Here is a 14749-nt window from a genome sequence, read left to right as displayed (position 1 = left end):
CTGATTACCCTCGGTCTGTTGTTGATGCTGGTGTTCTGGCTGTCGTTGGCCCTCGGGCCGGTCAGCTTGCCGCTGGGCGATACCTTGCTCGCGGGGCTGCGCTTGCTCGGCTTGCCGGTTGACGGTGGCGACACGCAGCAGGCGGAACTGATCCTCGGACAGATCCGTCTGCCGCGCAGCTTGCTCGGTATCGCGGTCGGTTCGGTACTGGCGCTGTCGGGCGTGGCGATGCAGGGATTGTTTCGCAACCCGTTAGCGGACCCGGGCCTGGTCGGCGTGTCCGGCGGTGCAGCGCTCGGCGCGGCGTTCGCCATCGTCGGTGGCAGCATGCTCGGCGATCTGTCGCCGGCCATCGAGCCGTATCTGCTATCGGTGTGCGCCTTCATCGGCGGCCTGGTCGTTACGGCGGTGGTGTATCGCTTCGGCCGCAGCAATGGCCAGACCAACGTCGCGACCATGTTGTTGGCCGGTGTGGCGATGACAGCGATGGCCGGGGCGGGTGTCGGGCTGTTCACTTATCTGGCGGACGATGCCACTTTGCGCACCCTGACGTTCTGGAACCTGGGCAGCCTCAACGGCGCCAGTTACCCGCGTCTGTGGCCGCTGCTGATCGTGGCGGTGGGCGTGGCGTGGTGGTTGCCGCGTCGCGCCGCAGCATTGAATGCACTGCTGTTGGGCGAGTCCGAAGCCCGGCATCTGGGTTTCAATGTCGAGCGGATCAAGCTTGAATTGGTGTTGTGTACGGCACTGGGCGTCGGTGCTGCGGTGGCGGCGGCAGGCCTGATCGGTTTCATCGGTCTGGTGGTGCCGCACCTGATGCGCCTGCTGGTCGGTCCCGATCACCGGGTGTTGTTGCCGGCGTCGTTGCTGGCCGGTGCCAGCCTGTTGTTGCTGGCCGATCTGGTCGCCCGCCTGTTGCTGGCACCCGCCGAATTGCCGATCGGTATTGTCACCGCACTCATCGGCGCACCGTTCTTCCTTTATTTGCTGGTGCGGGGGCGTTCCTGATGTTGCGCGCAAACAACTTGCTGGTTCGGCGTGGCAGTCGCACCGTGTTGGAAGACATCGATATCGAGCTGCGTCCGGGTGAAGTCCTCGGCGTGCTGGGGCCTAACGGCGCGGGCAAAAGCACCCTGCTCGCCGCCCTGTGCGATGAGCTTCCCATCAGTGAAGGAACGGTCAGCCTCGACGAGCGCAAACTCGCCGACTGGCCCGGTCAGGAACGGGCCAAACGCCTGGCGGTTTTGCCGCAGAGCTCGAGCCTGAACTTCGCTTTCTCGGTCAATGAAGTGGTGGGCATGGGTCGTCTGCCCCACGCCAGCGGTCGCGTGCGCGATGCCGAAATCGTCGCCGAAGCGCTGAGTGCCGCCGACGCTTTGCACCTGGCCGGGCGCAGTTATCTGGCCTTGTCGGGTGGCGAGCGTCAGCGCGTGCATCTGGCGCGGGTACTTGCGCAGTTATGGCCGGGTGCCGAGGGGCAAATCCTGCTGCTCGACGAGCCGACCTCGATGCTCGACCCGCTGCACCAGCACACCATTCTGCAAGCGGTGCGCGACTTCGCCGGGCGCGGTGCGGCGGTGCTCGTGATCCTGCACGACCTCAACCTGGCCGCGCGTTATTGCGATCAATTGTTGCTGTTGCAGGACGGCCGCCCGCACGCCTACGGCCCGCCGGACGACGTGCTGACCGCCGAAGCACTGCAAGCGGTGTATGGACTGCAAGTGCTGATTCACCAGCACCCGGAGCGCGGCCATCCGTTGATTATTGCGCGGTGATATCTGCCCCCTTCTGCCGCCGAATGCGCGGGGGGCAATCTCTGACAAGGAAAACCGATGCGCCTTCTACTGTTCTGCCTGGTCAGCCTGCTGGCTGCCTGCCAATCCCATTTCATCGCACCGCCACCGGCGCCGATCGCCCCGCAAGGTCGCGATCATGCTGACCTCGGGGTGATCCGCGAGCTCGCTACCGGGCGCTCCCTCACGCCTCAAGAGCTGGTGCAACGCCTGGCGGTTGCACCACGGGTACTGGTCGGTGAACAACACGACAATCCCGATCACCACGCCGTGCAACTGTGGCTGCTGCGCCAACTGGCGGCGCAACGTCCGCAAGGCAGCTTGCTGATGGAAATGCTCAACCCCGACCAACAGGCGAAAGTCGACGCGGCGCAGGCCTCCACCCGCGCTGGTCAGCCACCGGCCGACGCTTATCAGGCGCTGTCCTGGCAAGCCAATTGGGATTGGGGTGTTTACGGCGCACTGGTCACTTATGCCCTGCACCAGCCTTATCCGCTGCTATCGGCCAACCTCGACCGGGCGCAGATCATGCAGATCTACAAACAACGGCCGACGCTCAGTGGCGAAGCGTCCACCACGCCACAGGTGCAAGCGACATTGCTGGAGGACATTCGCGAATCCCATTGTGGCTTGCTGCCCGACACGCAGATGCCGGCGATGCTCGCCGTGCAACAGCAGCGTGATCGACGCATGGCCGAACGCCTGATGGCGGCTCCGACCCCAGCCGTGTTGTTGGCCGGGGCGTTCCATGTGCGCAAGGACCTGGGCGTGCCGCTGCACTTGAAAGACCTCGGCGCTGGCGAGGGCAACGCGGTGCTGGTGCTGGCCGAAGTGGGCAAGACCGTCACCGCCCAAAACGCGGATTACGTGTGGTACACCGCCGCGCAACCGGAGCAGGATCACTGCGAGCAATTGCGTCATTAAAAAGCAAAAGATCGCAGCCTGCGGCAGCTCCTACATGAGACCTGTGCAGGAGCTGCCGCAGGCTGCGATCTTTGGATTTTACGGTGCCTGAAAGGTCTGCAAATACGCCAGCAGATCATCGATTTTTTCCTGATCGCTGATCCCCCAGAAAATCATTCGCGTCCCCGACACCACAGACTTCGGATCTTCGATATACGCCGCGAGTTTTTCCCGGGTCCAGACGACGCCCGAGGATTTCATGGCATCCGAATACTGGTAGTCAGAGGTGCTGCCAGCGACCCGTCCGATCACATTGTTCAGTTGCGGGCCAAAAAAAGGCCGTGCCCCTTCTCCGACCTGATGGCAGCCACCACAGACCCGCTTGAACAATTTTCCGCCCGCCTCGGCGTCACCGGCAGCATTCGCGGGTGCGCCCAACAGACTTGCCCCGAGGCTCAAGACGAGCGTCATCACGGCCGCTTTGTTCATTTCTACCGCTCCAGATCAGCCATCGCCTACCGCAAAAAATGGCGACCATTTGATCATGTCTGACCCGCAAACCGAAGACTTTGAATTGTGCAATGCCGGCCATACCGAGGTATGAATGCCTGACACCTAGATGTTCTCCGGGACAACCTACGCATAAGTGACGGGCTTTTTCAGCCCATTAAGATGGTTGACTGAACACGCCCATCATTCACCAGGTGACCCATGATGAACACCTCCAAGCTTGCTTTAGGCATTGCCCTGTTTTCGGCCCTCGGTTTTATCGCAGCAAATTCTCACGCTGCCGAAGCGGATTCCAACACCGACGCCCACAACGTGGCCGAAGGTGCGGCCGACCGTATCAAGGAAAGACAACTGGCCGAAGGCGGCGCTGACCGCCTGCAAGAACGACGAGTCGCCGAAGGTGGTGCCGATCGCCTGCAAGAACGACAACTCGCTGAAGGCGGTGCCGATCGTCTAAAAGAACGGCAACTGGCATCGGACGGTTCCGAGCGACTGAAGCAAAACAGCGTGGCAGCCAACGGGTACAACGCGACGCGCGGCACCCGCGTAGCAGAAGGCGGCTCCGACCGACTGCGCGAGAACCACTACGCCGACGGCAGCAACGGCTACGATGCCAGCTCCGATGTGATGCCCTACTTCTGCCTGGAATGTCGCTGAACCCAGCCGCCACCCCCCTGTAGCAGCTGGCGAAGCCTGCGTTCGGCTGCGAAGCAGTCGCAAAATCGGCCAACGCGGTACATCAGATGATCCGCGAATGCAGGGTTTACGACAGCTGCGCCGCCGAACGCAGGCTTCGCCAGCTGCTACACATTTCCAGCGCATAAAAATCCGGAATCAAAGATTCCGGATTTTTGCTTTCGCCGGACGTCAATCCTTGAAGTCAGTGGACAATGCCAGTTCATTCCACTCAGCCAGCTCCTGCGCAACGAAGCGGTTTTTCGCTTCGATGCGGGCGACGGTATCGCTGCCCAGCGCCAGGCGTTGTGGTGGTTTCGGTGCGTTGACCAGGGCGAACATCGCCTCGGCAAACTTCACCGGATCGCCCGGTTGAGCGTGGTTGGCCGCCTCGGCATGCTTGCGCATCACACCGACCGTTTCGTCATAGTCCGGCAGCTCCAACGCGGTCTTTACCAGCGACTGCTCGTCGAGGAAATCGGTGCGGAAGAAGCCCGGTTCCACCACCGTGGCATGGATGCCCAGCGGCGCCAGTTCCTGATGCAGCGCTTCGGTAATGCCTTCCACCGCAAACTTGGTGGACCCATAGACGCCCCAACCCATGTAGGCCTGATAGCCGCCAATCGAAGAAATGTTGATCACATGCCCCGAACGCTGACGGCGCATGTGGGGCAGTACCGCGCGGGTCACGTTGAGCAAGCCGAACACGTTAGTGGCGAACAGGCGCTCAGTCTCGTTGGCGCTGGTTTCTTCGACCGCCCCCAACACGCCAAAACCGGCATTGTTGATCAGCACATCGATGCGGCCAAAACGCTTGATGCCCTCGGCGACCGCCTGATGCGCTTCTGCTTCGCGGGTCACGTCCAGGCGCACGGCCAGCAGGTTGGGATGGTCGCCCAGTTTGGCGATGATTTCTTCAGGTTTACGGGCGGTGGCAATCACCGCGTCGCCGGCACGCAGAGCACGTTCTGCGATGAGGGTACCAAAACCACGGGAAGCTCCAGTAATCAACCAAGTACGCATTTCAACTCCTCCTGTCAGCGACCCGAGCGTTATTGCCGGGCCTTCTTGATGAGTTGACGCAACTTTAAAACTCCACTACTGATGTGATAATCCCAGCAATTTTGCATGGCTTTGTGAAAGGCACTCACAAATGAAAGCACCATCGGCAGCAGACCTTTCGACCTTCCTCGGCGTGGCAGCCCACTTGAATTTCAGTCGTGCGGCGGTGGAGCTTGGGCTGACCCCTTCGGCGCTGAGCCACTCCGTGCGCACCCTGGAAAACCGCCTTGGCGTACGGTTGTTCAACCGCACCACCCGCAGCGTCGGCCTGACCGAGGCCGGGGAACGTCTTTTCGCCCGATTGAAGCCGGCGTTTCGCGACATCGACGATGCGCTCGAAGACCTCAACAGCTTCCGCGACAAACCCTCCGGCAACCTCAGAATCACCGCTGGGCGCCAGGCCGCAGAACTGGTGGTGCTGCCGCTTGCAGCGAAATTCCTGGAGGCGTATCCGGATGTCAGGCTGGAAATCGTCGCCGATGACGGCCTGGTCGACGTGGTATCCGAGGGTTTTCATGCCGGGGTACGTTTCGGGGAACGCCTGGAAGCCGACATGGTGTCGCTGCCCATCGGCGCCTACATGCGCTCGGTGGTGGTGGCCTCGCCGGCGTTCTTCGAACAGCACGCCGTACCGCAAAAACCCGAGGATTTGCATGGCCTGCCGTGCATTCGCCACCGTTTCCCCAGCGGTTCGCTGTATCGCTGGGAGTTCGAACGGGGCGGCATCGCTCAGGAAATCGAAATCGACGGCCCGCTGACCCTGGGTGACGTGAGCCTGATGGTCGGCCCGGCGATACAGGGCGTCGGTCTCGCCTACATTTTCGAAGACATGGTCAAGGAGCACATTGCTGACGGCAGGCTGATCCAGGTGCTAGGGGACTGGTGCCCCTACTACCCCGGCCTGCATCTGTACTACCCGAGCCGACGGCATGTCCCGGCGACGCTCAAAGCCTTCATCGAGTTTGCCCGCGCCGCCCGAGGCTAGGGTCTGGCGACTGCTGCGCAGCCGAACGCAGCCTCGCTCTGCTCGACAGCTGCTACAGGGGCACATTACGTAGCAGCTGCCGAGCCTGCGAGGCTGCGTTCGAGGACGCAGTCCTCGCCGGCCCCGCCGAGGCGGTTGATCAGGCCTTGAGATACGCCAGGGTTTGCGCCGTGGTCCACAAGGCGTTGGCGATATAGCGGTAGTTGATCAGCGCCGCCAGATAGCCATCGCCCTCCGGGGTGGTCGGGCCGGCGGTGGCGTCGCGGACTACGGCCACTTCAAAACCCTGCTCCAGCAGTTCACGCAAGTGCGACTCCACACACAAGTTCGCCGCCATGCCCGCCAGAATGATCTGCGACACGCCATGCTTGCGCAGTTGCAGTGCCAGGTCGTTGGTTTCCGGGCCGTAGACTTTGTGCGGCGAAGCGATGATGGTTTTGCCGTCGAGGATGTACGGCTTGTACTCCGGCATGAAATCGGCGCCGGAGTTTTCGAAGCCGTCGAGCGTCAACGGCCCCTTGCGATCAAACATGCAGATGCTGTGCATGACCTTTTCCAGCGGCCCGCCGAACTGCCATTTGTGGTCGCACGGATAGTAATAGTGCGGCGACACCGCGACGGTGATGCCCGCGTCCTTGGCACCAGCAAACAACTGGCCCAGGTGCTTGACCACATCGTGTTCGACGACGCTTTTACCGAAGACGCCCCAGCTCACGCCTTCAGGGCTGAGAAAGTCGATTTGCGGGTCGATGACCACCAGCGCCGCGCGGGACAGGTCAAGCTGCATGCCCGGGTTCGGCAGCGCGGGCTCTGACGGGTCGGCGTACGGTGGGGCGGTGCGAATCGGGTCGTTGCTCATGACGGGGCACTCCGGTGAGGGTCGAGAAATATCGCTCTGCGCCATGGCACCCGGGAGGGGTGTTGTTTACCATCGGCGAGAACTTCATCCTACGGCCGCGCCCTGCCCTGCTTTTGCCAGGACGTACCACGTCTTTACCCGGGCGTCTCTAACATGGACATTCTTTCCGAGTTCTTTGAACGCACGCACCTGCAGGGCCGGCTGTTCTTCACCGGTACCGTCGACGGCACACTGGTGCTCGACAAGCCGCCGGGCATGGCGTTTATCCATGTGATCAGCCGTGGCGGCATGGACATGGTGCAACCGGGCCTGCCGAAAATCTCCATCAGCGAACCGAGCGTGCTGTTCTGCCCCAGCAGTTGCCGTTACCAGTTGCGCTCAAGTTCGCCCGACGGCGCCGAGCTGATCTGTGCCTCGTTCCAGTTCGGCCGCAACTCGCTGCAACCCTTCCCGCTGGGGCTCAAGGAAACCCTGGTGTTCCCGTTCAGCGCCCTGGAAAACCTCGCGCCGATGATCGACAGCCTGATCGGCGAATTCAACGACCAGGCCCCCGGCCGAACCAAGGCGCTGAGCCTGCTGCTCGAATACCTGTTCGTCTTGCTGGTACGCCGCTCGGTTGTGGAAGGAAAGATCTCCAGCGGCCTGCTGTATGCCCTGCAGGACGGGCGCCTTGGAGCGGTGTTCAACCACATTCACCAGCAGCCCGAAGCGCTGTGGACGGTGGAGAAACTGGCCAGCCTGGCGAACATGTCGCGCTCGAAATTCTCGGCGTGCTTCACCCGGATCATGGACATTTCACCGATGGGCTACGTCACGGCGTGGCGCATGAAACGCGCCCAGGACCTGCTGCGCGAAGGCGTGCAAATCAAAGTCATCGCTTCAACCGTCGGCTACAGTTCGCAAGCCTCGTTCTCCCGAACCTTCCTCAACGTGGTGGGCGTGCCTCCGGCCGAATGGCTCAAGCGCGACACTTGCGGCGCCGATCAACCGCCGATCACCGCGCGGGTGATCCGCGCGACTGAAAACCTTCAACCCTGACAGAGAGAAAAACCGATGGTCACCTGCTACCTCAAATATGTGCTGGACCCTTACCAGCTCGAAGCATTCGAGCACTACGGCAAGTTGTGGATACCGCTGGTGGAGAAATTCGGCGGCCAGCATCACGGCTACTTCCTGCCGTCCGAGGGCGCCAGCAACATCGCCATGGCCATGTTCACCTTCCCGAGCCTGGCGGCCTATGAAAGCTATCGGCAACGCTCGATGAGCGACCCGGAGTGCATCGCCGCGTTCAAGTACGCCGAAGAAACCCGCTGCATCCTCAGCTATGAGCGCAGCTTCTTCCGGCCGGTGTTCGGTACGCAGGCCTGACGCTGGCGAGACGTGCCCCTCGACGATAAATCGCCATTCGCATTAACGGTATGACGGGCCCTGCCGATAACGTCGGGCGTCGTGCCGTTTGCCGACGCTTCATGGACCGGTTTGTCTTGTCAGGGGCTGCACATGCGTCATCTCAAATACCTCACCTCGCGCCTCAGCCAGCAGAAAATCGCTGGCGTCACGTTCCACCTCGACCCGGGTCATCAACGCGAACTGACGGTATTGCTTGAGCGCTTTTTCGCCCAACCCGCCCAGTACGCGCTACTGGACACTCCCGAAGCGACCCGCAGCGTGTTCCTGCTCGAAGGCGAGCGCAAATGGGTGTTGAAACACAATCGCCTGACACACTGGAAAAAGCAGCTGCAAAACTTCCTCGGCCTCAAGCGCGTGTTCGGCCTGCATGACCTGACCAATGAATTCATCAACCTGTCGGCGGTATCGAGCAAGTCGCAATCATCGCCAAGAGTGGCGGCGTTCGGTCACGTCGGGCGCTTTCCGTTTTTGAAGGAAGAGTATTTGCTGGTCAATTTTTTCGACGACCATTGCAGCGTCGATGACCGCGTGATTGCCCAGCCCGAGCAGGCTGCCGCGTTGTTGATGGATATTCTGCAGTTGTTCGGGCAGACGCTCGTCGAAGGGTTTGTGCACATGGACCCTCACCCCAAGAACATCCTGATCGGCCCCGGGGGCGAACTGCGGCTGATCGATTTCGAATGCTGCGCACACTCGGTACTGGATCACGATTTCAGCCTGGGTTTTCTGCTGGGCTATTTCTACCGTTACTGGTTCCGCAAATTCATTTCGGTAGAAGACTACGACGCCTGCTGTGAACGCTACCTGGTGCAGCAACACCCGGCGTTGAACCGCCAGGTATTCCAAGGGGTGTACGAACGGTTTCGCGACCGCGATGTGTCGCGCAGTACGCGTTACCGCATCCTCACCAGTGCCGACGCCCAGGCCGAGTTTCTACGCGGGCTTCAGTAAACCCGGGCTCAACCTTGCTTGAGGTCGAGGCAATAGGTGTAGTAACCGGGATCGCGCACATAGCCCAGCGACTCATACAAACGCTGGGCACTGACGTTATCGGTGGCGGTTTCCAGGGTCATGCCTTTGGCGCCATTCAATCGCGCAAAATCGCGGGCGGTGTTCATCAGCAGCGTACCGACGCCTTTACCGCGGGCGGCGGGCGTAGTGAACAGGTCACCGAGCAGCCAGGTGCGGTGTGCGTCGATGGAGGAAAACGTCGGGAACATCTGCACGAAACCCAATGCTTCGCCGCTGGCGTCCTCGGCAAAGAAGATCGCCGACTCGTCGCGGGCGATGCGCTCGGCGATGAACGCGCGGGACTGCAGCAAGTTGGAGGGCTGCTGGTAAAAGCCCCGGTAGGCGTCGAACAACGGGGCAATGATATCGATGTGGGATGCGTCTGCGCGCAGGGCTTGAATAGCCATGAGGGTGCTCCATTGCGGTCTCAAGGCTTTACAGCCTAGAACAAAAGATCGCAGCCTGCGGCAGCGCCTACATTGGAATGCATGTTCCCTGTAGGAGCTGCCGCAGGCTGCGATCTTTTTTGCTGTCAGACCCGCACGTTACGCCCCGGCAATCCATTGCGCTGGCTGTTCTCCCAGTTCTCCACCAGGCCGACCGGCACGTCCGATGCCGGCAGCATTTTCACCCCGCGCACCAGGTCCGAGGCCCGTTCGGCGAGCATGATGGTCGGTGCATTGAGGTTGCCGTTGGGTTCGGTCGGGAACACCGAGGAATCGATCACCCGCAACCCGGCGATGCCATGCACCCGCAACTCGGAATCCACCACGGCCATGTCGTCCTCGCCCATGCGGCATGAACCGCAAGGGTGGTAAGTGCTTTCCAGGTTGTCACGCACGAACGCATCGAGGTCTTCATCACTGGTCACCAACGCGCCCGGAGCGATTTCGCCGTCGCGGAAGCGGTCCATGGCTTTCTGGCCGATGATTTCGCGGGTCAGGCGAATGCAGCGACGGAAACCTTCGCGGTCCTCTTCGCGCTCCAGGTAGTTGAAGCGGATTTCCGGATGCTCGTACGGGTCGGCCGAACGCACGCGCACATAACCGCGGCTTTTCGGTTTATTGGGACCGGTGAGCACCATGAAACCGTGGCCCTTGATCGGCTTGTTGCCGTCGTAGCGCATCGCTGCCGGCAAGAAGTGGAACTGAATGTCCGGCCAGCGCAGGCCCTTGTCGGAACGGATGAAACCGCCCGCCTCGAAGTGATTGGTGGCGCCCAGACCGTCCTTGAACAACAGCCAGCGCAGACCAATCATCAGTTTGCTCAGCGGGTCCATTTTGTTGTTCAGGGTCACCGGTTCCTTGCAGCCGAACTGGATGTACACCTCGGCGTGGTCCTGCAGGTTCTCCCCTACTCCCGGCAGGTCATGGCGCACGCCAATTCCTGCCTTGCGCAGCACCGCAGCCGGGCCGATACCGGAGCGTTGCAGCAGGTGCGGCGAACCGATCGGCCCGGACGAAATCAGCACTTCGCGGTTGCAATACACCTGGTGAGTCTGGCCATCGTGGTCATACATGACCCCTACTGCGCGCTTGCCTTCGAGGATGATTTGCCGGGTCATGGCGTGGGTAACCACCGTCAGGTTCGGGCGACCCATCGCCGGGCGCAGATAGGCATTGGCGGTGGAGCAACGCACGCCGTTTTTCACGGTCATGTGCATCGCGCCGAAACCTTCCTGCATGTAGCCGTTGCAGTCGTCAGTCTTGATGTAGCCCGCCTCGGCACCGGCCTCGACCCACGCGCCGTAGAGCGGGTTTTTCATGTGGTTGCCGTTGGTGGTGTGCAGCGGCCCGGTTTGCCCGCGATAGCTGTCGCCACCCGACTCATAGCTTTCGGCACGTTTGAAATACGGCAGGCAATTTTTGTAGCCCCAGCCCTGGGCGCCGAGGGATTCCCACTCGTCGAAGTCATAGGCGTGGCCACGGATGTAGACCAGGCCATTGATCGACGACGAACCGCCCAGCACCTTGCCCCGTGGGCAGTGAATGCGGCGACCGTTGAGGTAAGTCTCGGGCTCGGTTTCGTAGCGCCAGTTGTACTTCTTGGTGTTCATCGGGATCGAGAAAGCGCTCGGCATCTGGATCACCACACTCTTGTCGCTGCCGCCGAATTCCAGGACCAGCACCGAGGTGGTCGGGTCTTCGCTCAGGCGGTTGGCCAACACACACCCTGCCGAGCCTGCGCCAATGATGATGTAGTCGTATTTTTGCGTGGTCATGATGATCTCCCGACCGTCGATTCAGTGAATACCGGCTGCGGTTGCTGTTTGTGGGTCAGCGTGTCGCCGGTGGTGTATTGCGGGGAGTTTTTCTCGATCTGCTGGATCACCGTTTCTTCGCGCTTCAGATCAATCGAACGGCTAAGCCAGTAGTACGCCAGGCCCGAGACGATCAGCCCGACCAGCCAGGCGATGTCGATGCTGCCCAGTGCCTTGGCGAGCGGGCCGACATACACCTCGCGCTGCTCGACGCCGTCGTAGATGTAGAAGAACGGGATCATCGAAATGAAGCCGATGGCATACGCGGCGATGCCACGCAGGCCCCAGCTGCCGTAGAGGTTGCCGTGGGGCATGAAGAAGTGCGGAATGGCGTAACGACCCTTGCGCACGAAGAAGTAGTCGGTGAGGTTGACCGAGGTCCACGGCACCAGGAAGTACAGCATCACCACCAGGTAGATCCCCAGCACCGACAAACCTTTGCCCGTACTCTGAATGCTCAGGGCCACGCCCAGTTGCAGCAGGATCACAAAGACGATGGCAAGGATCCGCGCCTTGCGGGTGGGTTCGATGTGCTTGATCGAGTCGACGCAGGTCAGCGTGGTCAGTTTGGCGCTGTAGATGTTCATCGCGATCACCGGCAGGAACGCCAGAATCGTGATGACCACCACCGCCGTGCCCATCAGCGGCGAGACGGTGTTGCCGACTTGTCCGAGGGCCACCAGCACGTCAGTCGAATGCAAGTGATCGGCCAGCCAGCCGCCGACGGAAATCATCCACGCGCCGGACAGCGAAGCGCCGAGGAACACCACCGCAATCAGCTTGCCGCTGGAGGTATTTTTCGGCAGGTAGCGCGAGTAGTCCGACACATACGGCGCGTAAGCGATGTTGTAGCTGGCCGCCGCCGCGAACTGCGCAATGAACCCGGTCCAGTTGAAACCCAGCGGTTCCCGGGCCACTTCACCTTCGGCGAGCGCCGGCAACACGGCATCCGGCACCCAGCCCATCACCACTGCCAGGGTCACCAGCCCGTAAAGCGGCAGCGACAAGTACAACGCCCATTTGAAACTGCGGTGCATCCAGTCGTGACCGAGAATCGCCAGCACCGCCGCCGGAATAGTCACCGCCACCGCGATCACCGCGGGGTTGAAGCCGAACAGCGTGTGCAGCCCCTGCATCATCAACACCAGGTTGACGATGTTGAAGCCGGCAAACACGAACAGCGTTGCCAGCAGCACCAGAATAACGCCGCGATAACCGAACTGCGCCCGGGACTGGATCATCTGTGGCAGGCCAAGGTGCGGGCCTTGGGAGCCGTGGAATGCCATGAACAGCGTGCCGAACATGATGCCCAGCGTGCCGGCGAGCGTGGTCCACAACGCGGTGAGGCCGACGCTTGGGCCGACGAAGCCGATGGTCATGGTGAAGAAGGTGAAATTGCCGAGGAACCAGAACGGGCCTTGGCTCGACAGTTTGTCGGTGCGCTCGTTCTCGGGGATGAAGTCAATGGAATGCCCCTCGACGACGGACTTGTCATCGAGGGCGGACACGCTCGTGGCTGACTTGGCGTTAGTGTTCATGATGGACTCTTATTGTTGGAAGATCATGACGAGAAAACCGCGTTCTTTCGGGTGAACGAGTCCCTTGGCGCGTCCCTGCCGTTCTCAATTGGCGAATATTCCTCGATCCCCGTAGGAGCTGCCGCAGGCTGCGATCTTTTGATCTTGATCTTGAAACAAATCAAAAGATCGCAGCCTGCGGCAGCTCCTACGGGAGCGGTGGAGTCAGGCTGGCAGCGTGATCCACACCGCCTTGGTTTCGAGCAGGTAGTCGAGCTGCTCGGCACCCAGGTCCTTGCCGAAACCGGACTGTTTGTAGCCACCGAACGGCATCGACGGGTCGAGGGTGCCGTGGGCGTTGACGTAGACTGAACCGGCCTTGAGGCGTGGAATCAGGCTGTGCACCTTGCCCAGGTCGTTGGAGTACAGGGCCGCCGCCAGGCCATAAGGCGAGTCATTGGCCAAGGCCAGCGCCTCTTCCTCATCGTCGAACGGTGCGGTGACCAGCACCGGGCCGAAGATCTCTTCCTGGACGATGCGCATGTCGTTGCGGCAATGGGCGAAGATGGTCGGTTCGACGAAGAAGCCAGGGCCATCAACCGGTTGGCCGCCGTAGACCAGTTCGGCGCCTTCGGCCTTGCCGGTTTCGATGTACTCGGTCACGCGCTGCTTTTGCAGGGCCGAAACCAGTGGGCCGATGAAGCAATCCGGGTCCAGGCCCGGGGCCATTTTCAGGGTGCGCGTGTAGGCGATCAGTTCACGCAGGAATTCGTCGTAGACGCTGCTATGAATATAGGCCCGCGTACCGGCGTCGCATACCTGCCCGGAGTTGAAAAACACGCCGTTGGCGACTGCTTGGGCGGCGGCCGGAATATCGGCATCGGCGCAGACGATGACCGGTGATTTACCACCGAGTTCGAGGGTCAGGCGCTTCATGTCATCCAGCGCGGCACGGCCGACAGTCTGGCCGACCGGGGTCGAGCCGGTGAAGGTCAGTTTGTCGATGCCGGGGTGGGTGGCCATGGCCGCACCGACCACGCTGCCGCGCCCGGTGACGATGTTGATCACGCCGTCGGGGATGCCCGCTTCCTGCACCAGTTCAGCAAAACGCAGGGCCGACAACGACGTCAGCTCAGCCGGTTTGACCACCACGGTGCAACCGGTCGCCAGCGCCGCGCCGAGCTTCCAGGCCATGGTTTGCAGGGGGAAGTTCCACGGCACGATGGCGCCGACCACACCCACCGCTTCCTTGCGGGTGTAGGCCAGGTAATTGCCCGGCAGCGAAGGCTCGACGGTGCGGCCGTGAATTTTGGTGGCCCAACCGGCGAAGTAACGCAGGGTATCGACGGTGCCCTGGATATCGACGTCCTTGGCGAAAGCGACGGATTTGCCCATGTCGATGGATTCGATTTCCGCGAGCTCCGCGGCGTTCTGTTCGATCAGGTCGGCCAGGCGCTGCATCATGCGCTCGCGTTCGGCCGGTTTGGCCTGACGCCAGGCGCCGCCGTCGAACTGGGCGCGGGCGGCTTGCACGGCGCGGTCCAGGTCATCGGTAGTGCCCATGGGTATGCGGGTGATCAGGCCTTCAGTCGACGGCTCGATCACATCGGAGGTCTGGCCGTCGCTGGCTTCGACCCAGGCGCCACCAATGAACATTTTCTGGACCTTGCTGAGGAAGGTCTGGGTGGCTTCGCTGACGCCGAATTTTTGCAGGTAACTTTTGACGATCGTGTCCATTTTTATTCTCTCTGCCCGGCAGTCTGG

15 protein-coding genes are annotated in these 14749 nt (G+C 61.4%); 8 read left to right on the top strand and 7 right to left on the bottom strand.

What is annotated here, in order from left to right:
- Positions 1-24 precede the first annotated feature (24 nt).
- The 3 genes from KVG88_RS25270 to KVG88_RS25260 are packed head-to-tail and all read left to right on the top strand — an operon-like array spanning position 25 to position 2717.
- The gene (locus KVG88_RS25270; RefSeq protein ID WP_217873156.1) at positions 25-1008 is read left to right on the top strand and encodes a FecCD family ABC transporter permease; all 984 of its coding nucleotides are present in this window, start codon (positions 25-27) and stop codon (positions 1006-1008) included.
- The gene (locus tag KVG88_RS25265; RefSeq protein WP_217873075.1) at positions 1008-1775 is read left to right on the top strand and encodes a heme ABC transporter ATP-binding protein; all 768 of its coding nucleotides are present in this window, start codon (positions 1008-1010) and stop codon (positions 1773-1775) included. The genes KVG88_RS25270 and KVG88_RS25265 overlap by 1 nt, the downstream gene beginning before the upstream one ends.
- A 57-nt stretch (positions 1776-1832) precedes the next feature.
- Positions 1833-2717 (top strand): ChaN family lipoprotein, encoded by an 885-nt coding sequence (locus KVG88_RS25260; RefSeq protein WP_217873074.1) that lies wholly within the window; start codon positions 1833-1835, stop codon positions 2715-2717.
- A 78-nt stretch (positions 2718-2795) separates the two neighbouring features.
- On the opposite strand, the gene KVG88_RS25255 is transcribed toward KVG88_RS25260, so the two are convergent.
- Positions 2796-3185 carry a c-type cytochrome gene (locus tag KVG88_RS25255; protein WP_150701353.1) on the bottom strand — a complete coding sequence of 130 codons (390 nt, stop codon included), beginning with the start codon at positions 3183-3185 and terminating at the stop codon, positions 2796-2798.
- A 225-nt stretch (positions 3186-3410) separates the two neighbouring features.
- Between KVG88_RS25255 and KVG88_RS25250 the strand changes: the two genes are divergently transcribed.
- Positions 3411-3863: a hypothetical protein gene (locus KVG88_RS25250; RefSeq protein WP_225934149.1), complete on the top strand. Its 453-nt coding sequence runs from the start codon at positions 3411-3413 to the stop codon at positions 3861-3863.
- Between the two features lie 210 nt (positions 3864-4073).
- On the opposite strand, the gene KVG88_RS25245 is transcribed toward KVG88_RS25250, so the two are convergent.
- Positions 4074-4904 carry an oxidoreductase gene (locus KVG88_RS25245; RefSeq protein WP_150701352.1) on the bottom strand — a complete coding sequence of 277 codons (831 nt, stop codon included), beginning with the start codon at positions 4902-4904 and terminating at the stop codon, positions 4074-4076.
- A gap of 130 nt (positions 4905-5034) precedes the next feature.
- On the opposite strand from KVG88_RS25245, the gene KVG88_RS25240 reads away from it, so the two are divergent.
- Entirely contained in the window at positions 5035-5928 is an 894-nt protein-coding gene (locus KVG88_RS25240) for a LysR family transcriptional regulator (protein WP_217873073.1), read from the top strand.
- 139 nt (positions 5929-6067) lie between these two features.
- On the opposite strand, the gene KVG88_RS25235 is transcribed toward KVG88_RS25240, so the two are convergent.
- The gene (locus KVG88_RS25235) at positions 6068-6787 is read right to left on the bottom strand and encodes a cysteine hydrolase family protein (protein ID WP_150701350.1); all 720 of its coding nucleotides are present in this window, start codon (positions 6785-6787) and stop codon (positions 6068-6070) included.
- 153 nt (positions 6788-6940) lie between these two features.
- Between KVG88_RS25235 and KVG88_RS25230 the strand changes: the two genes are divergently transcribed.
- The 3 genes from KVG88_RS25230 (at position 6941) to KVG88_RS25220 (ending at position 9148) form a co-directional block, all read left to right on the top strand.
- Positions 6941-7825, top strand: a complete 885-nt coding sequence (locus tag KVG88_RS25230; protein WP_150701349.1) for an AraC family transcriptional regulator — start codon at positions 6941-6943, stop codon at positions 7823-7825.
- A gap of 15 nt (positions 7826-7840) precedes the next feature.
- Positions 7841-8155, top strand: a complete 315-nt coding sequence (locus tag KVG88_RS25225; protein WP_217873072.1) for an NIPSNAP family protein — start codon at positions 7841-7843, stop codon at positions 8153-8155.
- A gap of 132 nt (positions 8156-8287) precedes the next feature.
- Entirely contained in the window at positions 8288-9148 is an 861-nt protein-coding gene (locus KVG88_RS25220) for a phosphotransferase family protein (protein WP_217873071.1), read from the top strand.
- 8 nt (positions 9149-9156) lie between these two features.
- Here KVG88_RS25220 and KVG88_RS25215 read toward each other — a convergent pair whose 3' ends face one another.
- From KVG88_RS25215 to KVG88_RS25200, 4 genes are all read right to left on the bottom strand, one after another.
- Positions 9157-9615, bottom strand: coding sequence for a GNAT family N-acetyltransferase (locus KVG88_RS25215; protein ID WP_217873070.1), 459 nt, complete (start codon positions 9613-9615; stop codon positions 9157-9159).
- A 125-nt stretch (positions 9616-9740) separates the two neighbouring features.
- Positions 9741-11429, bottom strand: coding sequence for a choline dehydrogenase (gene betA, locus KVG88_RS25210; RefSeq protein WP_217873069.1), 1689 nt, complete (start codon positions 11427-11429; stop codon positions 9741-9743).
- On the bottom strand, positions 11426-13006 hold the full coding sequence (locus KVG88_RS25205; RefSeq protein WP_217873068.1) for a purine-cytosine permease family protein: 1581 nt from the start codon (positions 13004-13006) through the stop codon (positions 11426-11428). Before KVG88_RS25205 ends, betA begins: the two co-directional genes overlap by 4 nt.
- A gap of 204 nt (positions 13007-13210) precedes the next feature.
- Positions 13211-14722, bottom strand: a complete 1512-nt coding sequence (locus tag KVG88_RS25200; protein WP_217873067.1) for an aldehyde dehydrogenase family protein — start codon at positions 14720-14722, stop codon at positions 13211-13213.
- Positions 14723-14749 lie beyond the last annotated feature (27 nt).

Source organism: Pseudomonas azerbaijanoccidentalis (assembly GCF_019145495.1).
Classification (GTDB): domain Bacteria; phylum Pseudomonadota; class Gammaproteobacteria; order Pseudomonadales; family Pseudomonadaceae; genus Aquipseudomonas; species Aquipseudomonas azerbaijanoccidentalis.
The sequence above is the reverse complement of the archived record's forward strand: the minus strand, read 5'-3'. Positions and strand labels throughout refer to the sequence as shown.